This is a genomic window from Dyella sp. NPDC103356 (assembly GCF_055584465.1).
On record NZ_JBVJLZ010000009.1, the window covers coordinates 172,592 to 192,940 of the forward strand.

The 20,349-nt window shown below is 58.6% G+C and carries 19 protein-coding genes; 5 read left to right on the forward strand and 14 right to left on the reverse strand.

Going from position 1 to position 20,349, the window contains the following annotated elements:
- A complete protein-coding gene (locus tag ACZ6WW_RS19305) occupies nucleotides 1-1,221 on the reverse strand; it encodes a PQQ-dependent sugar dehydrogenase (RefSeq protein WP_465275642.1) in 1,221 nt (406 codons plus the stop codon).
- 501 nt (nucleotides 1,222-1,722) lie between these two features.
- Between ACZ6WW_RS19305 and ACZ6WW_RS19310 the strand changes: the two genes are divergently transcribed.
- Nucleotides 1,723-3,432, forward strand: coding sequence for a S8 family peptidase (locus ACZ6WW_RS19310; protein ID WP_465275643.1), 1,710 nt, complete (start codon nucleotides 1,723-1,725; stop codon nucleotides 3,430-3,432).
- 43 nt (nucleotides 3,433-3,475) lie between these two features.
- Here the strand turns inward: ACZ6WW_RS19310 and ACZ6WW_RS19315 are convergent, their stop codons facing one another.
- Complete coding sequence (locus ACZ6WW_RS19315) at nucleotides 3,476-3,883, reverse strand: hypothetical protein (RefSeq protein ID WP_465275644.1); 408 nt, start codon at nucleotides 3,881-3,883, stop codon at nucleotides 3,476-3,478.
- Between the two features lie 196 nt (nucleotides 3,884-4,079).
- Nucleotides 4,080-4,691: a hypothetical protein gene (locus ACZ6WW_RS19320; protein ID WP_465275645.1), complete on the reverse strand. Its 612-nt coding sequence runs from the start codon at nucleotides 4,689-4,691 to the stop codon at nucleotides 4,080-4,082.
- A gap of 739 nt (nucleotides 4,692-5,430) precedes the next feature.
- On the opposite strand from ACZ6WW_RS19320, the gene ACZ6WW_RS19325 reads away from it, so the two are divergent.
- The 3 genes from ACZ6WW_RS19325 (at nucleotide 5,431) to ACZ6WW_RS19335 (ending at nucleotide 10,143) form a co-directional block, all read left to right on the forward strand.
- Complete coding sequence (locus ACZ6WW_RS19325; protein ID WP_465275646.1) at nucleotides 5,431-7,665, forward strand: hypothetical protein; 2,235 nt, start codon at nucleotides 5,431-5,433, stop codon at nucleotides 7,663-7,665.
- A 161-nt stretch (nucleotides 7,666-7,826) separates the two neighbouring features.
- On the forward strand, nucleotides 7,827-9,332 hold the full coding sequence (locus tag ACZ6WW_RS19330) for a ricin-type beta-trefoil lectin domain protein (RefSeq protein ID WP_465275647.1): 1,506 nt from the start codon (nucleotides 7,827-7,829) through the stop codon (nucleotides 9,330-9,332).
- Nucleotides 9,333-9,474: 142 nt separating this feature from the next.
- Nucleotides 9,475-10,143, forward strand: coding sequence for a hypothetical protein (locus tag ACZ6WW_RS19335; protein WP_465275648.1), 669 nt, complete (start codon nucleotides 9,475-9,477; stop codon nucleotides 10,141-10,143).
- 154 nt (nucleotides 10,144-10,297) lie between these two features.
- Here the strand turns inward: ACZ6WW_RS19335 and ACZ6WW_RS19340 are convergent, their stop codons facing one another.
- The 11 genes from ACZ6WW_RS19340 to ACZ6WW_RS19390 form a co-directional block, all read right to left on the reverse strand.
- Nucleotides 10,298-10,855: a lipocalin family protein gene (locus tag ACZ6WW_RS19340; protein ID WP_465275649.1), complete on the reverse strand. Its 558-nt coding sequence runs from the start codon at nucleotides 10,853-10,855 to the stop codon at nucleotides 10,298-10,300.
- A 38-nt stretch (nucleotides 10,856-10,893) separates the two neighbouring features.
- A complete protein-coding gene (locus ACZ6WW_RS19345) occupies nucleotides 10,894-11,976 on the reverse strand; it encodes an SAM-dependent methyltransferase (RefSeq protein ID WP_465275650.1) in 1,083 nt (360 codons plus the stop codon).
- On the reverse strand, nucleotides 11,973-12,755 hold the full coding sequence (locus tag ACZ6WW_RS19350) for a DUF1295 domain-containing protein (protein WP_465275651.1): 783 nt from the start codon (nucleotides 12,753-12,755) through the stop codon (nucleotides 11,973-11,975). The genes ACZ6WW_RS19345 and ACZ6WW_RS19350 overlap by 4 nt, the downstream gene beginning before the upstream one ends.
- Nucleotides 12,752-13,306, reverse strand: a complete 555-nt coding sequence (locus ACZ6WW_RS19355; RefSeq protein ID WP_465275652.1) for a DUF2878 domain-containing protein — start codon at nucleotides 13,304-13,306, stop codon at nucleotides 12,752-12,754. Before ACZ6WW_RS19355 ends, ACZ6WW_RS19350 begins: the two co-directional genes overlap by 4 nt.
- Nucleotides 13,303-14,589, reverse strand: coding sequence for a class I SAM-dependent methyltransferase (locus ACZ6WW_RS19360; RefSeq protein ID WP_465275653.1), 1,287 nt, complete (start codon nucleotides 14,587-14,589; stop codon nucleotides 13,303-13,305). Before ACZ6WW_RS19360 ends, ACZ6WW_RS19355 begins: the two co-directional genes overlap by 4 nt.
- A gap of 16 nt (nucleotides 14,590-14,605) precedes the next feature.
- On the reverse strand, nucleotides 14,606-15,382 hold the full coding sequence (locus tag ACZ6WW_RS19365) for a DUF1365 domain-containing protein (protein ID WP_465275654.1): 777 nt from the start codon (nucleotides 15,380-15,382) through the stop codon (nucleotides 14,606-14,608).
- On the reverse strand, nucleotides 15,379-16,677 hold the full coding sequence (locus ACZ6WW_RS19370) for an NAD(P)/FAD-dependent oxidoreductase (RefSeq protein WP_465275655.1): 1,299 nt from the start codon (nucleotides 16,675-16,677) through the stop codon (nucleotides 15,379-15,381). Before ACZ6WW_RS19370 ends, ACZ6WW_RS19365 begins: the two co-directional genes overlap by 4 nt.
- Nucleotides 16,678-16,680: 3 nt before the next feature.
- Nucleotides 16,681-17,580 carry an acyl-CoA desaturase gene (locus tag ACZ6WW_RS19375; protein WP_465275675.1) on the reverse strand — a complete coding sequence of 300 codons (900 nt, stop codon included), beginning with the start codon at nucleotides 17,578-17,580 and terminating at the stop codon, nucleotides 16,681-16,683.
- Nucleotides 17,581-17,742: 162 nt separating this feature from the next.
- Nucleotides 17,743-18,522 carry an anti-sigma factor gene (locus ACZ6WW_RS19380; protein WP_465275656.1) on the reverse strand — a complete coding sequence of 260 codons (780 nt, stop codon included), beginning with the start codon at nucleotides 18,520-18,522 and terminating at the stop codon, nucleotides 17,743-17,745.
- Complete coding sequence (locus tag ACZ6WW_RS19385) at nucleotides 18,519-19,079, reverse strand: sigma-70 family RNA polymerase sigma factor (protein ID WP_281848767.1); 561 nt, start codon at nucleotides 19,077-19,079, stop codon at nucleotides 18,519-18,521. The genes ACZ6WW_RS19380 and ACZ6WW_RS19385 overlap by 4 nt, the downstream gene beginning before the upstream one ends.
- Nucleotides 19,080-19,370: 291 nt before the next feature.
- Nucleotides 19,371-19,925, reverse strand: a complete 555-nt coding sequence (locus ACZ6WW_RS19390) for a hypothetical protein (RefSeq protein ID WP_465275657.1) — start codon at nucleotides 19,923-19,925, stop codon at nucleotides 19,371-19,373.
- 228 nt (nucleotides 19,926-20,153) lie between these two features.
- On the opposite strand from ACZ6WW_RS19390, the gene ACZ6WW_RS19395 reads away from it, so the two are divergent.
- Nucleotides 20,154-20,285, forward strand: a complete 132-nt coding sequence (locus tag ACZ6WW_RS19395; protein ID WP_465275658.1) for a hypothetical protein — start codon at nucleotides 20,154-20,156, stop codon at nucleotides 20,283-20,285.
- The last annotated feature ends 64 nt before the right edge of the window (nucleotides 20,286-20,349 follow it).

The window sequence follows — 20,349 nt, forward strand, 5'->3', positions numbered from 1 at the left end:
TTATTTCGGCGTGAGGTGGAACAGGCCGCCGGGTGCGTTGTCTTCCAGCAGCCAGAGCGAACCATCCGGCGCTTCTTCGATATCGCGGACACGTTTGCCGACACTCCAACGCTGGGCCGCGGTGGCGCCGCCCTTGCCGTCAAAGGTGACGCGAATGATTCCTTCGCTTACAAGGCCGCTGAGCAAGGCGCTGCCTTTCCAATGCGGGAACAGGCTGCCCTTGTAGAACATGAGATTGCCCGGCGCAATCACCGGTACCCAATAGATCACAGGCTTGACGAGATCGGGCCGCGTATCGGGGCTGGGAATCGGCACGCCGTTATAGTTCATGCCATACGAAACCAGCGGCCAGCCGTAGTTCTTGCCACGCTCGATCAGGTTCAGTTCGTCGCCGCCGCGAGGACCGTGCTCAAGTTCCCACAGTCGGCCGTCAGGACCGAAGGCGAGGCCGTAAGGTGTGCGGTGACCGACGGACCAAGTTTCTGCCGGCGTGAGGTTGGGGCCGGGGAACGTATAGGTGCTGACGACAGGCGCCGTTTTCGCGGCCTCAGTATCTTTCGCCGGATCGATCAACGGAATGGTTCGAGCACCGACCTTTCCTGCCCATGGATTGCCCGGCGCGGGTTTGCCGTCCAGCGTCAGCCGCAGAATCTTGCCCACCGGCTGATCGGGATCCTGCGCGGGCGTGAAGCGCTGGCGATCGCCCACGGTAAGGAAGAGGTACTTGCCGTCCGGCGAAAAGGCGATCTGTGCGCCGGCCTGGCCGCCTTTGCCCGTAGGCATCTGGCGCCACAGCACCTCGAAGCCGTCCAGACGGGGCTGATCGCCATCCAGTACGAGTCGACCCCGGCCCATGACCAGGCCGCCGCCATAGTCACCGGGTGCAACATAGGTGAGGTACACGCTGTGGTCACGGGCGTAGTGGGGCGAAAGGAAGACGCCCAGCATGCCGTTCTGACCTTCGACGTAACTCGCCGGCACACCCTTGATCTCGGTCTTGGCGCCTTGCGGGGTCACCAGATCCAGGCGACCGACTTTCTCTGTCACCAGCATGCGGCCATCGGGCAGGAACGCGATGCGCCAAGGCAGATCGAAGCTGGCTACTTTCGTCATGTTGAAAGGAAGATCGGGATCGGATTTCTGATCGCCTGCGTTGGTTTGTGCGTGGGCGGCGTTTATCAGCAGAGCCCCAAGCAAGAACCCGTTGGCCAGTTTCTTCATTAGCGTGTTTCCTTGCGCACGAGTGATCTGGGCCATTTTAGTGCTCTGAATGCCGTTTGGGTGTGATGGTTTCTTTCAATCCGGGCAGGACATTGAGGACTTCCATGATTCGGTCCGTAGCCGGGTCAGGTCTGGGGTTCATTCTCACGAGCCAGTTACGTCAACATGTTAGGCGCTAATAGGCCAATTGGTATGTTGATTATCCAATGGTGAGGCGTATCGTCAATCTGGTCGTTCTCGCGAGCTGCCAGATTGCAGGCCAGAACGATACTGGATGGGGACAAGTTGATCGACGGATGCGTCTCAGCGAGTGAGAAAGCTCACTTTCGCTAGCACGAGCGTGTCAAGCGTCACGAGAGCGATCCATGGTTGTGCCGCGACGCAGTCGAGAAGTTCGAGCAGTTGCTTCGACTGTAATTAACGACAAAGCCAGTGTTGGCATTTAGCACAGATGGTGAAGCGCAAATCAGTCCTGTAAAGCGAATTTACGGAGCATGGGCCATGTACTTAGGTAACGCACGGGGCGTACTTGTCAGGCACGAGGTGGATTTCCGCATCGATACTCATGTGCCGATTCGAACGCGTGACCTTCGGCGTTCGACCACTCCACAGTTGGAGCGAGCCAATCGCGAACCAGACATGCCGGCAGGAGGCGGCTTCGAATGGACCTCTGTTCCCATGGATGCCGGCACCTTTATTCGAGCGGCGTCGGATACATCTATCGATCCGTCAGCGCAGGGCTGGGACGCGGCGCATGCTGTCGTCGAACACTTGCTCGATGACAATGCTTCGCGCGAGACCTACGCAGAGCCGGATTTTTCTCAGTCTGTAATTCCGCCTGAACTCGAACAACAGATCGAACACTCTGTAGCTCCTTGCCACAGTCAGAAAGGCGAATGGCTATGTATGTGGCCGCCACACGGTTCGGCTGTGGCAAAGGATTGGTTTCTCGACAAATCTGGCTTGCGAATTGCAAGAGAGGCGATCGGAGACATCCCGCCAGAAGCTTTCAGAATCACGATTGGTCATCTGGATACAGGCTATAACCCAAAACACGTTGGCCTGCCCAAAAACATGCTCTGGGAGCTGGGCATGAACTACACCAGCGATCCACCAGATAGGGATGTCTCCGACCCAGGCATGTCACGTTCCTTCCTTTCATCACCTGGGCACGGCACCGGGACGGTTTGCATCCTTGCGGGCGGCTACGCATCGCTGACTGGAAGGGAGCTCGGTGGCGCACCTTTTGCGCAAATCCTGCCCGTACGCATCTCCGATTACGTCTGGCACATCTGGACAAGCGTCATTCCCAAGGGGATCAATTACGCCGTTTCCAAGGGAGTGCAAGTCATTAATCTTTGTCACGGTGGACTGCCAACACGGAGCTGGGCGGACGCGGTAAACGCAGCCTATGAAGCAGGCGTAGTGCTTTGCGCAGCAACCGGAGACAATTTCGGCGGTCAACCGTACAAGCCGGTCGTATGGCCCGCGCGTTATCCGCAAGCTATCGGCGTTGCGGGCGTAACCTTCGATGACGAGCCTTACTACGACTCCCACTTTGGACTGAGTGTGATGGAAGGAAACTGGGGGCCTGTCGAGGATATGGGGCATGTTATCGCCGCATATACGCCGAACGTACCTTGGGCACGATGCCGTACGGATACCGATGGGGATCCGGGTCCCTACGAGACAGATGGCTACGACCTGGACGGCGGCGGCACCTCTGCTTGCACGCCACAGGTCAGCGCGGCTGTGGCGTTATACATGCAGAAATACTGGGCCAACCTCAAGGGCATGCCTGGCTGGCAGCGAGTTGAAGTGGTGCGCCTGGCCTTGAGGAACTCCGTAAGGAAGCCTGGCGAGGATACGGAGCATAAGGGGATGGGCATCCTCGATGCGGAAGCTCTGTTGATGGAAAATCCACTAACGCTTGAGCCGCTTGCCAAGAAATTGGATCCCGCCGAGTTCAACTACGCTTTTTTGACACACCAACCAGGCTGGAGGGATATCCCGGCTGGCCAGCAGCGGATGCTCGAAATTGAGCTTACACATATTGCTCTGTCCGTCTCCGGACTATGGCAAGCGGTGAGCGCATGGCAGAAAGCGGGGGCGGTAACAAGTGATCCGCAGTTCACGGAGCTCCGGCGCGCATTTCTCGACAGTCGTTCGCCCCGTGCATCAAAGCGGCTCAGAGATTTACTATCGAGCTGAAGCTTGTGATTATTTGGAAGCCCAGGTGCATTGATCATGCGTGCTACATTCGAATGCGTTGGATCGTCAGTTGTATGTGCCAAAAGTTGTTCCAGTAGTAGCCGAGGCGATCATTGGCGAACACGAAAAGCACGCCGGCGTACTCAGCAGTTATCTTGGCCGACCGACCTATGGGGAACGTCTTGACCACATCATCCATGTTCGGAACTTTCCCATCCTCGACAATGCGCCCCATCAGACGGAAGTATCGATTCCCATCGGGAATTCGAGGCGGTCGGTTGGCTGCGTACAGAAAGCCAGCGGCATAACCATCAGCAGTGCAGGGAATAAATGCATCAATCCACTTGCCAGTGGATTCAAAAATCAACTGATCATACTTATTTATCTCCAAGTTTGTAGCGACCCAGGGCTCGCTACTTGGCACTTTCAAGGTTAGCGATGAGACTGTCATGGGCTGGTCTGCTCAAAGATCTGGCGAGCTGGAAGTTTCGCACGCGGCACCCCGTAGAATGTATCTTTGGGGGTGAACCTTTGGGACACCCGTGTGGGATACCTGGGACACCCACCATCTCGATCATTCGTCATTGCCAGCTGCACAAGCAGCGACCAATGCAGTGGTATCGGATAGGGGGCCGAATTGCCAATCATTAGATCAGCCTTCGAAGCAGTGGTCCGGTCATGCCAAGCTGGAAGGCAGTAGCAGCATTGACGTGATCGATGCCCTGAAAAGTGACGACCAAACCACTTACAACGACAGCTATTACCCACCAAGCCCAGTCTTTTAGCTTGTAGGCTTCTACGCGCTTTCGACCACGGCGTATTTGAAGCATCACCATGACGATGCCACCGAGGCAGCTGATTCCAAAGACCTGCAGGAATCCACGGACAATTAAGGGGCTTGTGGTCGTCGACGGCGCGGCGACTCGCAATAGCACTCGTCCGGCGGACGGACGGAGGACTATTTCAGCGCCTATTTGGGTTTCTGGAGCCTGGCCGTCTTCGGGATTTAGCTGCAGCCGAATTTCGTCTGCGAGAAGTCCGAGGAATATGCCGTATTCCAGCACAGTGAAGGGTGATTGCGGCTGGTAGTCCACGAAAGTGAAATAGAGCCCTGTCAGGCACCCTGCAGCAATGACCGAGATAGCTGCGAGCCTCCAATGAAATGATCTTTGGTGCTTCCTTAAGTAAAAGAGCACCCACAACTGACCCAATCCGGCTCCCGCCATGCCAAGCGCGAGGCACATCAGCACATCTACCATGTCAACGCTCCGTTTTGGAACAACACGAACGACGCCAATTGCCTAAGCTGAGCCATCGTGGAGTGCAACTCCGTAAATGAGATTGATCGCCAGCCCTCAGGCGAAGCTCTTCGCTTCGCTTGATCGTCGAGCCAGCGCTAAGGACCATTGATGACATTCCATGCCCAGCGGCGCATGCCAGCTCCGACCTCGATGTGAATCGAAGTCTCTAGGTAATATCGCAACGCGTGAAACAATGTACCAGCAAGCGATTCGGATCAATCGACCGTTCGGCGTAGTCTGATTTTTGAGAACCTCTTGCTGCCCCACTTACGACGCAGACTTTGCCGCGGGCTTTGGCGACACGACCATCACGGGGATATCTGGCAAACCCACTATCTCGATCACTCAACATGGCCAACTGCACCCGCAGCCGCCCATGCAGTGATATTGGACACTGGTTGTTTCAAACTGGTGCTTTATATCGCTTGCGCAGCACTGTGGTTCTAAAACGCAGCGGCATTTTTCGCGCGTGTTCAGTCGCCGCGTCGCTTCCGACGAGCCAGATAAATCCGAGGTCGGAAATAGTCCATCCATCCCCTTAAGCTGCGGATAAAAACGGCATATACAGAGTCTTCTTACAAGCGCGGGTGCATTTCGACATCTTAACGCCGTCTTTACGTAACACTTACTAAGTTAAATAATGTGCAGACACTATGTCTGCCTGGCATTCATTTGGCTTGCTTTCTAGGGGAAACGCATGTCGACCGTTGAACTTAATACGACCGTTACGCTCAGTCTCGATACGAACCAGCTTGCCCAGCGCTTTCTGGATTTGCAACCGACCGGTCAGCAGCCGGGATGGAGCGATAAGAATTATCAGGCGCTTTACTTTATTTCCGCCGGCAGCGAATACCGCATCTGGCTTCCGCAGCAACGGGAAGAAAGCTCAACGCTCGACAGCACGACCGTCGCCACGTATCAGCAATTGCTCAACGATGCGCAACAGTGGGTCGATAGTAACCTGACTGGCAGCGAGCAATCCGATCAACTCGCACGTATTGCGGCAGCGCGCGATGAACTTGCCAGCAATGCCACCTATCCGACGCTACGTATCTCCACGACGCTTGATCATATTCGCGGCGCTGCGCTGGACGATCACGCTGCCGTGCAAATCGAGGTGTTTTGGTCCGAAGCGTTGCAGACCTGGCTGCCTGCAGATATTGCAGTAGGTTTCACCTGGGGCACCAGCACAGTAGCGGTGCCCGAAAATCTGATGGAACGGATCGGTTTGCCGCCGCCGTTTCCGTATCTGATACGCAAAGTGCTCAAGAAAGTGCCTGTCATCGGCTGGGCGGTACAGGCAGTAAGCATTTCGATCATGATGGTGCGCGCGTGGAACGTGGCCGTAACGATTCTAGGTCAGCTTACCGATGACGGCGGCCGCCTGTATTTTCCTACCGTGGTCAGCGAAGCTGTCGCGCGCATCCTGGAAAGTATTGCGCCGGCGACAACGGCGACAGCACCTGTCTTGAACACACCCGACATCCTGCAGCTGGCACGCCCGTGGGCGGCCATCTACGACCAGTCGCTGTATTTGACCGACCAGTACCGTTATTTCGCCAACCCCATTGCACAAGACTTTACGTACACCGCCGGCGGTGGATCGACCAACTACTACCACATCACCTTGCCCGACCTCGTGTATCTGCCGGGCGGTGGCGCGACGATGGTCAGCTTTAAAACCTCATCGGACGATCAGGCAGTTTTCGCCACGACATCGCTGCTGTTCGCGATCAACGGCGAGCTGATGATGGTGTCGGGCCTGGCGCAATTCGTCACCGGCTCGATCTGTTCCTGCGCGCCGGTCTGGGCCGATGACAACCTGACGGCCAATGAGATGTGCCAGATGATGGTGCAAACGCTGTTTAGCGAAGACAACCTACCGACCATCGACCCCAACAATGTGGCGAGCGTGATGGCCGATGCGCTATCGGGATTTCTTACCGATCTTGTGCGCAGCACGCGCGGCGCGACGGTATCGTCTGCCGCATTGCTCTGTGCTCTACCTGCGTTGCCATCGGTCAAATTCACCGGCGCCACCACGCTTGCTACCAGCAAGCAGCGTCCTGCCGTGGCGGTAGCCAGTTCCGGCTATGGTGTAGTCGTATGCGTCGACACCGGTGGCGAAGATTCCATGTGGGAGATCACCATATCCTCCAGCGCATCAGGCGTATCAAAAAGTTCCGCACAAAGCAGCTCGTATCAAAACGGGCAGGATCCCGCACTGGCGATGTATGGTGACAGCACCGTGGTGGAAGTGCACGGCGGCAACGGTAATAACAAGCTTTACTACAACCTGATCACACTATCAGGCAGTTCGGTCACCACGCCCGACAGCGGCGAGGATTACGAGAAAGGCGAAAACCCCGCTGTTGGCGTAGTCGGTTCACGTGCGTATGAATTCCATCGCGACCAAAACGCGGGCAATGACACGCTTTATTACGATGTGGGCAGTATCTCTAGTAAGGGCGTGGATTTCTCGGGCAAAGAAACCTCCTATGCGGAAGGCGATAACGTCTGTGCGTCGCCCATTCCCAATCACTGGAACCTGGTGCTTGGCCATGTTCGTAATGGCACCATCTACACGATCAACGCGACCGTCAGCTCGGCCGACGCATCAATCACCTTCGGCGACGAAGCGGAGCTCTGCGACGGTGACGGCCCTGCGTTAGCGGTGTTGAGCAACCAATATATTCTCGCATTCCATTCGGGGTCTGACGACCAATCCAACGACCTTTGCAGCAGTATCGGCCTCTGGTCGACCGGCGGCATTCAATGGATTGTCATCGGCGTTGTCGCCTGCACCGGAGGCTTTCCCGGTGCATCGCGTCGCAGCGACGACACCGTGGTCGTGGTGTACGAAACCAACGATGGGAATGGCGGTATAGCGGGGCGCGTTGCGTCGCTGTCGTTGCCAGATGGGTTTGCATGATGCGCGCCATTGGTAGCTAGACGATCCAGGCAGGAGATTTGGAACACCCACTATCTTGGTCACGCAACATTGCTAACTGCCTCAGCAGCGAACAATGCGGTGGCGTCGGTTAGTGGTATCCAAATTTTGTGCCTATTTTTCTCGCAGTCAGGGAGGGGGCCATGGAAAGCATTACTCATATTGTCCGCATCGCAATACGATTCGCCGCAACTCTAAGTGTGCTGCTTGCAGTGCCAGCAGTAGCTCAAACGACTTTTGTACCACCCTTGAAAGCTGCACAGCCCACACCTTCAACGCGGGTTGATCAGCTTTATTATTTGCAGCCGCACAATACCTACATGCATGGCAAGGACTTCAGTGGATGGCTCAATGCGGGCTATCGCGCTGTCGAAATCGACGTGATCGATCGAGGCAACTGGGAAAACGAGGCTGCCGGCCCGTTTGTAGCCCACGACTTGAACCCCATGAAGGCCAATTGCGGGAACGCCCAACAAACCCGCTTGAAAGATTGCCTGGATGTGATCCTTGCATGGAAGGCAAGCCATGCCAGCGATACCACGCCGCTGCTTGTTTTTGTGGACATGAAGGCCAGCTGGGATCCAGCCAGCGCCTGGAAGAGCGACGAGGTCGGCATGCTGGATGAGTACATCGGCAAAGCGATTCCAGCACAGAATCGCTACACCTATGCCGAACTTATGAGTTACATCAACAGTGCGCCTGGCGCTTCGCCTCGCCTGAAACTGAAAAGTCGCGGCTTTCCAGCCATCAGCGCGCTCGGCAACAAAGTCATCGTACTGCTGACGGGCGGGCACATAGGGTCCGTCAACCAGAACATGAACGGTGGGCGTAAATGGCTTTCGGATCACGGCAAGAGCCAGAACACGTTTTTCTGTCCGGATGTCGATGCCGGTGACCCTGGAGAGATTACGACCCAGATCGACGGGATGAGTGCCGCCGACTCCGGCTATTTCTTCTGCGCCAATGTGAAGGCTGGCGACCACGATGAGCAGGTGCTCAATCGGTCGGCTGAATATCGCCAGCTGTTACATCTATGGGATCATTCCGGCGATTTCACCAATACGGACTATGCCTACGCCTATATCGGCGTCGCGCATGGCGTTGGCGCATTGGGCATGGACTTAAGCGAGAGCCTGTCCAGTACGACTTACTACCGGCCTGAATGGATCAACAGCATTCCGTTTGTAGGTGTTCGGCGCAGCCTACCTGGCTACTTCATGATGCCCACCGTGACCAGCCAGCAAAGAGGTTGTATCGACGTGGAGGGTGGCTCGTATGGGAATGGCAAATCCATCGTCCAGTGGACTTGCGGCAACGGCGCCGATAATCAGCAGTTTGTGTATACCGCCGAAGGGCAGCTAAGGCCAAAGGGCAACAACAAATATTGCCTGGACATCAAGGGCGGCACAGCGGGGCAGAACAAGGAGATGAATCTGTGGGACTGTGATGGGGGAAGGTCGGAAAAATGGTACATCACCCCCGATGGCCTGATGGCAAGCCGCGACCAGGACCGGAAATTCTGCATGGACGTCTATGGAAACTCGCCCGCCAATGGCACCCGCATGAAGCTGTGGACATGCGACAGGAATGACACTGCCCAGAAATTCATTTTCCGGCAGGTGCCCGACTGGTATCCCACCAGCTTCTGAAAGGCACAACAGTGAGCTCCTGACGAAGCGATGTTTGCTTCGTCAGGAGCTCAGCCAGGCATCACCTGAGATCTGACTAGAGGCGAGTTACGAAGAGTTGATCGAGACTTCCCAAGTTTTTCATAGCGCCTGGAGGTTTATCATGAAAACGTTCTTCGTCCGAGCATTGAGTATCCTTGTGTTTGCAACATCGATGACTGTCGCAGCTGGTGCACACGCTCAAACGACCTATGCGCAATATATCCAGCTCTGGAAAACGAACTGGGCGGCGTACGAGGCTGAAGAGGCCATCCCTTTATCGAAACGCGGCGTTGTCGTGCAATCCGTGGACCTTCGTATCGTCATCAATCGCCCCATCGATAAGGTATATGCCATCTACGCCAACGTTTACACGGCGACCGGTCTTCATCCTTATTTGAGCGGAATCATTCCCATAAACCATCACCAGCGCGGCAATGTCGCAACGTTTGATTTCGTGGCGCTCGAAAATATTCCTATGCCCGATGGCACGATTTATAACGGGCAAACGATTTCGCGGCAGCGATTCCACAGCGACGAGTTCTACTACGATGCGGACACCTACGACGCGCCCGGCGTCATCACGCATCAGCACATCGTTTTTACGGCTATCGGGCGCGGACAGACCCAGGTGATAGAGCACCTGACCTTCGAGGCGCCAGCGCAGTATATCGATGAAGAAGTACAAGGCGGCGCGTACGCGCATCAACTCGTACAGCAAGGACTCAAGGCAGAGATCGAAGCAGGCGAGCTTGACACGACCTCGTTCGATCCGTGGCTTGAGGGTAAATAGTGGAACCGAGGGGAATGGCAGATTGCTGCGATACGCGTTGGCAGTCATCGCGGTGGAGCAGGGCGTGCAAACCCTGCCCATCGCGTCCTTCGGCCTTGCTGAAGGGCAATTGCTTCAAGAATTCGAATAAACCGGAGATCCGGAGATTGGCGTCTTACAATTTTGGGTCTTGAGCATCAGGCCACTGCTGCGGAACCTTGCGCACGTCCTGAAGCGAATAACCCAGCTGTCTGACGCGCACCATCAACGCGTCGTAGTCAACCTGGGAAATCGTCGGTGTGCGCGCCATGATCCAGGTGTAATCCCGAGCGTCGCGAGCGACGATGGTCTGGCTGTAGTCCTCTTTCAAGTACGCCACGATATATTGTGCCTTGACCGGCCAGAACACCTGTACGCCCCATACCGCATTGCCGCTGTCCGCTTTGACGAAGGCCGTGGAATGAATGGCCTTCACCGGCCCCTTGTACGAACCGTTGTTGAAGCGAAACGCTGTATAGATATTGCCATCCGGTTGCGCTTTATAGGTTTCCACCGCGTTATAGGCGTTCTTTTCGAAACGAGTGGGAATGGTCGCAATGACGTACCAGTCGCCCATGAAGCGGGTGAGGTCGACATGCTCGACCGGCTTGATCGGCGGCAGGCTGCCGGCATGAACGCAGGCACAGACGAGAGCGACCCCGCAGGCCAGCAACATTTTTTTCGGCACGTTCATAGGATGGCTCCGAAATGATGGGAGGCCGTCATGAGCGGTCACGGCCGCGCAAACAGGTAGTGCGCTACCAGCCATTCCTGGCCATGGGCGTAACCGAACAGCTCCGCGCAGGACATCCAGAACATGCGCCAGCGCTGGAACCATAGCGGCGCAGCTTTGTGTCCGTAGGCCTCGGTGAGAACGGCCATCACCTGATCCTTATGTCGGTCCTGATTGGCCAGCCAGTGATTGGCGCTGCGCTGGTAATGCGTGCCGTCGACAAGCCAACGCTGCTCGATCTTCAATTCCCGCTGGAACCACAACAGGGTGTCGACTGCCGGCATCAAGCCGCCGGTAAAGAAGTGCCGTCCCATCCAGTCGTCTTTCCCGGTGGTCTCGAACGGATACATAAGGGCTTTGTGCGCGAAGATGTGCACGAACAGCTTGCCGCCCGGACGCAGCCAGCGGGCGATACGACCCAGCAGGATCTCGTAGTTGCGCATATGTTCGAACATCTCGATCGAGACGCAGCGATCGAACTGCGCCGCATCGAGCTCGAGCCTGTTGACGTCCTGGGTGATGACATCCACGTTGGACAGCCCAAGCTGACGACATTGCACCTCGATATGCTGGCGTTGCTGGTTCGAATTTGAAACGGCGACGATCTTCGCGCCCGGATAGCGCTCGGCCATCCACAGCGTAAGCGAGCCCCATCCGCAACCGAGCTCCAGGATGGTCTGGCCATCGGCCAGTTCGGCACGTTCGCCATAAAGGGCAAGCATGGCCTCTTCGGCCTGATCCAATGATTCGTCGCCGCGCGGGTAATAGCAGCCGGAATACTTCAGACGCTTGCCCAGGCAAAGTTCGAAGAAGGCCGGCGGCAGTTCGTAATGCTGAGCGTTGGCGGCATCGGTATGAATCGCCACCGGGCTATGCCGTAGCATGTCGATGCGTTCCGCAAAGCGCGCCGCTTGTGCTTCTAGGCCGTCAGTACTTTCCTCACGCAGGCGCTGCGCGCACAGGTGGCGAATGCCTTGCCGCAATAAGGCATCGGGCAGAAGGCCTCGCTCTGCCAGACCGAGCAGTCCAGCGGCAGGGCCATCCTGCGGCCGTTCGTCGAAAGCCGTGGCGGCAGTGTTCATGAGGCGCTCCTTTTCGGAAACCAGGGAATCAGCATGGAGGTGCTCTGTTGATAGGCGCGATAGTCGTCGCCACGGCTGCGCAACGCCTGCTTCTCGGTATATGGAATGCCGCTGATCCAGCGCAGGAAGACGTACATCGTCAGCGGTCCAGCCCAGGCCAGCCATGCGACTGGAGAGCCGACGGCCATGCAGACATAAACGAACCAGTGAATCCATTCGAAGAAATAATTCGGATGACGCGAGTAGCGCCACAGGCCATCCCGGCAAGTCTGGCCGCGATGCGTGCGATCCGCGCGAAATCGCGCCAGTTGCCGATCGGCGATCGATTCGCCCATCACGCTCACCAGCCAGATCGCCATGCCAGCCAGCAGCCAAGGACCGAACCCATGCGGGTTGCGTGCCACCGCCAGGAACGGCAACGAGAACAGCGCGATCAGCAGCGCCTGGAACTGGAAGAACAGAAAGAATTTCAGCTGGCTTCCTTGCCAGTGCGCTCGCAGATTCTGGTAGCGCCCGTCCTCAGGCTCACCACGGACCCGCTTCCACAGATGCATGGCAAGCCGCATGCCCCAGAGGCCGCCAAGCACGGCGACGGCTACGCGTGGCCATGGCGCACCGTCACCAAACGCGGCAAACAACACCGCGCTACCACCCAGGCCGCCGGCCCATAACGCATCGACGATACCGGCATTGGCGCGGGCGCGTTGCCACCGCCAGCCCAGGCTCATCATCACGGCGGCAAGCAGCCACAGCACGGCCAGCTGAATCCATGGGTTCATGATGTTTTTCCACGCAAAGCGATCGATGCCGGCGTCGCATCGCTAGACCAGCGCGTGGCTAGCCACGCCAACATCGGCGTCGCCAGCGCCCAGCCGATGCCGAGCCACAACAGCGCGCGCCACTGGGGATCGGCAAAGCGCACCACCTGCCAGCCGCGCGATGCTCCCAGATAGGCCAACGGACCACCGATGGCGCCGAGCAGGGCGGCAGCGTAGAGACGCTTCTGCAGCCAGCGCAGCGATTGAGTGAAGGTCAACGCGAACGTGGCCCACAGCGCCAGAATCCATGCCGGGGCCCACGCGGCCGACGGCCACGCTGCGGCATAGTTCGCCAGCCCCATGCGAATCAGTCCGCCATCGACCAGCAGCCCCAGCGCCACGGCGGTCGCCATCAATGACAAGTCGGCTTTATAGTGACGCGCAGCCGCCAGTTGGCACGCGGCGTAGAGCAGCATGCCGACGACTCCCGGCCACGCCAGCCCATGGCCAGCGCCGATAACGGCGGCGAACCAGACCAACTGATAGCCGATGAGGCTGGCCCAGAATGTCATGCAGGCATCCTTTCGGCCGGCTCGAGCGCCGGTAGCAACGTCGCGCCGCGATACCCGGGCTTGGCCAGCAGCAAGTGCGACACGCCGATCGAGCGCTCACGAAAGCCGCCTTCACAATAGGCGAGGTAAAACTCCCACATGCGAATGAAGCGCTCGTCGAAACCTTGCGCGCGCACCTGCGGCAGACGCGCCATGAAGCGTTCGCGCCAGGCTTTCAAGGTCAGTGCGTACGAGTGGCCGAAATCTTCCAGCTGGACCAGGGCCAGGTCGCTGCTGCGGGTTTTTGCCGCCATGAGCGAATGGATCGATGGAATGAAGCTGCCGGGAAACACATGACGCTTGATGAAGTCGACCGAACCCAGCGCCTGTACGTAGCGGTGGTCCTCGATGGTGATCGCCTGCAGCAACGCCAGGCCATCAGGCTTCAGCAGGCGGCCAACCTTCTCGAAATAGACATCCAGATATGCCGCGCCGATCGCCTCGACCATCTCGATCGAGACCAGCTTGTCGTACTGACCTTGCAGATCGCGATAATCCTCAAGCAGCAGGCTGATGCGATCGCCAAGGCCGGCGGCCGCCACGCGTTCACTGGCCAGCGTGTGCTGCTCGCGCGAAATCGTGGTGGTGGTGACATGGCAGCCGTAGTGCTGCGCGGCGTACAAGGCAAAGCCTCCCCAGCCGGTGCCGATTTCGATCACCCGGTCGGTCGGTTTGAGATCGAGCTTCTGGCAGATGCGTTCGAGCTTGCGTGTGGAAGCGGTATCAAGCGTGTCCGATGCCTCTGCCCAGATCGCCGACGAGTACATCAGGTCCTGCGACAGGAACAGCCGGAAGAAATCGTTACCCAGGTCGTAGTGCGCGGCGATATTGCGGCGACTGCCATCGCGCGTATTGCGACGTAGCGCGTGCCAACCACGCATCGCCATGCCGCCAAGGCGCGCCAAGCCGCTTTCCATGCCGTCGAGCATGTCGCGGTTACGGACCAGCAACTGCACCAGGCCAACCAGATCGTCGCAGCGCCACAGATCATCCATATAGGCTTCACCGGCGCCGACGCTGCCATTGCTCGCGACAGCACGGTAGAAGGCTGAATCCAGTACATCCAGGTGAACGTGCAGGTCGGCCGTGGCGTCGCCGAATTGAAGTTGCTCGCCATCGCCGGTCAGCAGCAGTCTTCCGTGTCGCAGCTGGCTCAACTGGTGAAGCAGTTGCCGGCGCAGAAAGCGATCAATATTGCCGATCTCGGGGCTTTCATGGTCGGCAGTTCTGGCGATGTCGTTCATGGAAAACCTCGGGATGTCAGGAAAGGGCGGGGTGATCGTGGACAGGGTTGCGCTTGAGCCATAGCCGCAGCGCTTGCCAGTGAATGGCGCCAACGACCTGCGCCGTCATGAGCGGGTAGCGCCAAAGAACACGGGCGAGCGATGCGCCGTTCAAGGGTTTGCGTTGCAGGACGAGGGTGGCGTCGAACTCGCGCTCACCCTCGCGCAGCACGTCCATGTGCACGCGCAGGTGGTCGCCCGGCACGGTAAAGCTCCAGTCGTACTGGCGCGCCATCGGCATGAACGGCGACACATGAAAGGTCTTGGGAAAGGCCCAGTGCAGCGCCGCCCCTCGCGCTTGTGCGGTCTCGATGGGCAGCACATAGGCGTGACGCTCTTTCCAGGGCGTGTTGGTTATCTCCGCCACGATACAGACCAGGGTCACCCCATCGTCGGCGTAGCAGTAGTAGAAGCTGACCGGGTTGAACACCAGGCCGCCATAGCGCAGATGGGTCAGTAGACGAATCGGCCCTACGGGACGATGGCCAGTGGCCAGCTCGACGCGTCGACGCACGGCCTCGGCCAACGGCAGCTCGGCCGGACCGAGATAGTCCCTGCGCCGAAACTGCGCGAGATTGCTGCGTTCGTTCGACCACAGCCAGCGATGCGTGAATACCTGATCGATTTCGTCCAGGTCCAGGTAGAGCTGGGCCATCCGGTAATCAAAAGCATGAGGACGCGGCGCCAGCCGGCGATGGCGCACCACGCCTTCGTACACGGCGCTTGCCAGCGGGCTGCATGCTTGGGCATTCACGCGGGAACCCTCTTTGCGCGTGATTCGGCAACCGGGGGAGGCGCCGCGCCTGGCGACCATCTCACGCCCAGCGCCGCCGCGACATCGACGGCGCTGCGCATGCCGTCCTCATGAAAGCCCCAGCCCCAGTACGCACCGGCGAACCAGGTGCGGCGACGGCCTTGGATCTCGGGTTTGCGCGCCTGGGCCAGTACGGCCGCGTGGTTGTAGACCGGGTGGTGATATTGCATGCGGGCAAGGATCTTGTCTGGATCGATCACGGCGCTGCGATTGAGCGTCACCACAAAAGGCTCCGGCGATTCGATGCCCTGCAGCAGGTTCATGCAGTAGCTGACCGTGCACGCCTCGTTGGCGTCGCGCGGCAACCACGCGTTCCATGCCGCCCACGCCTTGCGTCGCTTCGGCAGCACGCTGGCATCGGTGTGCAGCACAGTGTCGTTGGCCTGATACGGCATCGCGGCGAGAATGGCTGCCTCGCGTTCATCGGCGTCAACGAGCAAGGCCAATGCCTGATCGCTGTGGCAAGCCAGTACGACGTGGTCGAAATGTTCGACACCGGCGGGGCTGGTAATCTCGACACCCGTCGCGAGCCGGCGAATCGAGCGAACGGCGCACTGCAGGCGTTCGCGCACCGACCAGCGCTCGCGCAGCGCGTGCACGTAGCTGGACGAGCCGTCGGTCACCACACGCCACTGCGGACGGTCGCTGATCTGCAGCATCTGGTGGTTGGCCATGAACCGCACCAGATAACGCGCGGGGAAACCGAGAATCTGCGTGGCCGGTGACGACCACAGTGCCGACGCCATCGGCACCAGATGCTCGTCACGAAACGCGACGCCGTAGCTGTGTTCCAGGAGATAGTCGCCCAGGGTAGGGCCTTCTCCCGGCAGGTCGAGCAGGGCGGGAGCCTCGCGATAGAACCGCATCAAGTCGCGCACCATGCCGATGAAACGCGGCGAGCACAGATTGCGTCGCTGGCAGAACAGCGAATCGAGCGTGGTCGCGTTGTATTCGAGTCCGCTGGCTTCGCTATGCACCGAAAAACTCATGGTGGTGGGTTTTGACGCCACGCCGAGTTGATCAAACATGCGGGTAAGCAGCGGATAATGAATCGGGTTGTGCACGATGAAACCGCTGTCGATTCGATAGCGGCGACCTTGCTGGGCCACGTCATGGGTATGCGTGTGGCCGCCGAGGTAGTTGCCGGCCTCGAATAACGTGACGTCATGCTGGGACGACAGCAGCCAGGACGATGCCAGCCCTGAGATACCTGACCCGATCACGGCGATGCGCATGGCTCAGTTCCGTGCCCGGTTCAGTACCCAGGCAGGTACCGGCTTCAACCCGCGCACCAGGCCTAGCGCCGACATCAGCTTCAATCCGTACCAGGTGAGGTCCACCTCCCACCAGCGGAAACCCTGTCGGCTAGAGCCGGGGAAGAAGTGGTGGTTGTTATGCCAGCCTTCGCCGAATGTGAGCAGCGCCAACCAGAGGTTGTTGCGGCTATCGTCCTTCGTGTCGAAGCGACGCTTGCCGAAGCGATGCGCCAGCGAATTGATCGTCACGGTGGCATGGAAGAGCAGGGTGGTGGAGACAAAAAAGCCCCAGATCAGCAACTGCCCGCCGCTGGTGCCCAACGATGGCGCGATGTGATGCAGAAGCACCCCGAGCGCATACAGGATGACCGCCAACACCACCGGAATGGCGATGTCGTAGCGATCGAGCCAGCGCAACTCCGGGTATGCCGCTAGGTCCGGCACGCGCGACAAATCGGTGCGAAAGTTGCGCGGCGTCAGAAACCAGCCGACATGACTCCACAGAAAGCCGTGGACGTTCGGCGAGTGCGGGTCGGCTGTCGTATCGGTCACGCGATGATGGTGACGATGATGCGCCGCCCACCACAACGGCCCGCGCTGTACGCAGGCCGCGCCGATCAGCGCAAACACGAACTGCACCTTGCGTGAGGTCTGGAACGTACGATGCGAGAAATAGCGGTGATAGAACGCAGTCAGCGCGAACATGCGCACGACATACAGCGAACCGGCCACGATCAGAGCGAAGGGCGAAACACCCACCCAGATCACACCCAGACAGGCCAGATGCATCGCTACGAAGGGTGCGGCGCGCAGCCAGTCGATGCGATCCTCGCGACTATCGTCCACGTCGACCGTCACGCCGGTATCGAACCAGCGGCGCATCGTGCGAATCAGCCAGGAGCGGCGTTCAGCCGATGGCTCTATCCCGACGGGAGGCGATATCAGGGGCGATCTGGAACGAGTCATGGAAACGTACCTGTCTGCGTGTCATAGACAGATACGGACCTGATGGCAGTACGGATGCACGGCCCGGAATGGGATCGATCAAACCCGCGTGTGATCCGCCTGGCCGTTGCCCGTTGCGGCGACCTTGCCGCCAGCGCTGGGCGCGGCTCCGATCGCACCCTTGCCGATCACCGCACCGGTGGGTTGACCTGTTGGCGAGCCACCGATCGGCTCAACGGACACGGCAAGGATGGCCGTTGGGCCCAGTTGGGCCAGCAGCGTCGGATCGAGTGCCAGCGTCGTGGGCTTGTCGCGCTCGATCATGCCTACCGAGATGGGCTTGCCACCCGCTGGGATCAGCCAAAGCTCGGGCGCACGCCCTTGCTCCAAGGCCACTGGCGTCGCGGGCACCACCACCATGCGGGCGTGCTGCAGATCCATCGTGGCGGTCCAGCCGGTGGAGCCGTTGTCCTGCTGGATGGTTGATGCCATGTAGCCGGCGTTGACCACGGCAGAGGGCGGCCCAGATCGTGGCAGTGACACCACGACGAGCAACGCCACGGCCACGGCGCTGGCACCGATGCCGAGCCATCGCCACCACTGCAGGTTGTCCCACAGGCCTTTGCGTGGCGTGATCGGGGCCGGCGTATCCAGCTGCAATGCGTCGTGAATTCGCGCCCACACATAAGCGGGCGGTGCAACGTCACCGATCGTGTCGGCCAGAGGCATCAGGCGGCGCTGCCACAAGGCTACCGCGGTCGCAGCTTCGCCCGAATCCAGAACCTCACGCGCCACGTCAGCGCGCGCATCGGCATCGAGCACGCCAAGCACGTACTCGGCGTAACGCAGGTTGTTGCCGTCTTCGAGGGGCGTATTCATTGATCCAGGCACGTGCGGAGTTGCATCAGGCTGCGGCGGATCCAGCTTTTCATGGTTCCCAGCGGCACCTTGCAGCGCGCCGCCAATTCGTTATACGTAGCTCCGGTGAAAAAGGCTTCACGCACCGAATTCTGCTGCTGCGGCTCCAGCTCATCCAGGCACCGTTGCAGCCGCTGATATTCCTGGCTGGTTTCCGCGCCGGCCGCCGGCGTGGGCTGCTCGTCGACAGCCTCGTCCAGCTTCGACGGGTCATCCAGCAACTCCTCGCGAGACTGGCGCAACCGGTCGATTGCCTTGTTACGTGACAGCGTGACCAGCCAGGTGATCGCACTGGCCTTCGCCGAGTCGAAGCTGGCGGCACGACGCCACACCGTGGTGAAGGTTTCCTGCAAGACCTCTTCGGCTTCGCCACGGTCATGCAACATGCGCAGGCACACACCGAAGAGTTTGGACGAGGTGCGTTTGTAGAGCTCGGCAAACGCCTTCTGATCGCTGCGGCCGACCTGCTGCAACAGCTTGTTCAGCTCATCACGATCAGCGGGACTGGTGACACTCATGGGCAACCTATCCAGTAGTCGTGAGCCATTTTGCGGACGCTTCCGTCGGTTTCACTTGGCGAAGATAGCAGGGAAGACAGGTTTCGACATGCCAGGTGTCTCACTTCAAAGCGTATGCGACGAATGCTCGGTGGGGCGCCCTAGCCATACTGCAGAACTCATTCTTGGATCGCGACTCTCATGCGCCAATCTCATGAAACGGTAGAAATATCTGGGATACCCACGATCTCGATCATTTACCGTTCCTAGCCGGCGGTATGGCCGGGATGCCTAATTTGAGTGATCACTTCACTAGAAAGATGCTTTCCCTACAGTCTCGGTATGGATCGTGTTTGGTAAACGTCTTCTTACAGCTTTCGCAAAGGCGTCGAAATTTTCGATGCCTCCCTCGAAGATCGCAATCCGCTTGTTGTTGTCGAAAAGTTTGAGATTGATGCCATTCCCAACCCAAAAATACTTAATTGACGTGACTCGCCTAAGATCAACAGCAGTCAGGAAAAAAGCGCCATGTTTGATGACGTCAGGCTCAACAACGATCCGATATTGATGCAAGTACGCCCATGCGTAGAGCAAAAGGCCACCTAAAACCACGGCACCAAAATTGAATAATGGCCTTGCATCCTGTACTGCTTCATCCGGCAACAGAAAGAAAACTAAAGGTAGAATGATCGCGGAAGCAAGGACGGCTTTTAGTATCCCTCGCGGGTATTGAAAGATTTGAACCGCTTGTTCGCTACCCTCAGTCGCCAATCCCGACGCCGGGGATTCGCGGCGCGATGTCAGATAGAGAGCTATAAGCCCCCCAACAAGGGGAGCCATTGGCAGCAGATTAGTGACGTGATTCATTTCCAAGCCTTCAATGTACAGCCTCCGAAGCCTCATTGGCCGCGACCTGAGTTTGAACGGCCCCGGCAGTTGTACCAGACAGCGCCGCAGTGGCGTACGACGCAACCCCTTCAAGCGGCTCCACCCCTGCTGTCTCAAACGCGCTTACGCCCGTTCCGGCAGCCAATGCTCCCAATCCACCAGCCACGCCGATATCTGTATAGGAAGAAATGCAGCGCCGACAACGGCGTGGCACTGGCGCTCAGCGACGCACAGGGACGCCCGCGTATCGAGATGAAAGTGGCGCCGGACGGCACGCCCTCGCTTCAGATGCTCGATGGGTCTGGCGAAGTTATCGGCGAACTGGCCCCCAAACACTGATGCATCACAAGGCGCAACAGTCCAGGTGGTCGTCGCGCCTAGCGGATAAACAGAAGAGCGTTGA

Coding starts and splice junctions, on each gene's coding strand:
- ACZ6WW_RS19305 (WP_465275642.1), bottom strand. CDS start 1,221: ATGAAGAAACTGGCCAACGGGTTCTTGCTTGGGGCTCTGCTGATAAAC.
- ACZ6WW_RS19310 (WP_465275643.1), top strand. CDS start 1,723: ATGTACTTAGGTAACGCACGGGGCGTACTTGTCAGGCACGAGGTGGAT.
- ACZ6WW_RS19315 (WP_465275644.1), bottom strand. CDS start 3,883: ATGACAGTCTCATCGCTAACCTTGAAAGTGCCAAGTAGCGAGCCCTGG.
- ACZ6WW_RS19320 (WP_465275645.1), bottom strand. CDS start 4,691: ATGGTAGATGTGCTGATGTGCCTCGCGCTTGGCATGGCGGGAGCCGGA.
- ACZ6WW_RS19325 (WP_465275646.1), top strand. CDS start 5,431: ATGTCGACCGTTGAACTTAATACGACCGTTACGCTCAGTCTCGATACG.
- ACZ6WW_RS19330 (WP_465275647.1), top strand. CDS start 7,827: ATGGAAAGCATTACTCATATTGTCCGCATCGCAATACGATTCGCCGCA.
- ACZ6WW_RS19335 (WP_465275648.1), top strand. CDS start 9,475: ATGAAAACGTTCTTCGTCCGAGCATTGAGTATCCTTGTGTTTGCAACA.
- ACZ6WW_RS19340 (WP_465275649.1), bottom strand. CDS start 10,855: ATGAACGTGCCGAAAAAAATGTTGCTGGCCTGCGGGGTCGCTCTCGTC.
- ACZ6WW_RS19345 (WP_465275650.1), bottom strand. CDS start 11,976: ATGAACACTGCCGCCACGGCTTTCGACGAACGGCCGCAGGATGGCCCT.
- ACZ6WW_RS19350 (WP_465275651.1), bottom strand. CDS start 12,755: ATGAACCCATGGATTCAGCTGGCCGTGCTGTGGCTGCTTGCCGCCGTG.
- ACZ6WW_RS19355 (WP_465275652.1), bottom strand. CDS start 13,306: ATGACATTCTGGGCCAGCCTCATCGGCTATCAGTTGGTCTGGTTCGCC.
- ACZ6WW_RS19360 (WP_465275653.1), bottom strand. CDS start 14,589: ATGAACGACATCGCCAGAACTGCCGACCATGAAAGCCCCGAGATCGGC.
- ACZ6WW_RS19370 (WP_465275655.1), bottom strand. CDS start 16,677: ATGCGCATCGCCGTGATCGGGTCAGGTATCTCAGGGCTGGCATCGTCC.
- ACZ6WW_RS19375 (WP_465275675.1), bottom strand. CDS start 17,580: ATGCGCCGCTGGTTCGATACCGGCGTGACGGTCGACGTGGACGATAGT.
- ACZ6WW_RS19380 (WP_465275656.1), bottom strand. CDS start 18,522: ATGAATACGCCCCTCGAAGACGGCAACAACCTGCGTTACGCCGAGTAC.
- ACZ6WW_RS19385 (WP_281848767.1), bottom strand. CDS start 19,079: ATGAGTGTCACCAGTCCCGCTGATCGTGATGAGCTGAACAAGCTGTTG.
- ACZ6WW_RS19390 (WP_465275657.1), bottom strand. CDS start 19,925: ATGAATCACGTCACTAATCTGCTGCCAATGGCTCCCCTTGTTGGGGGG.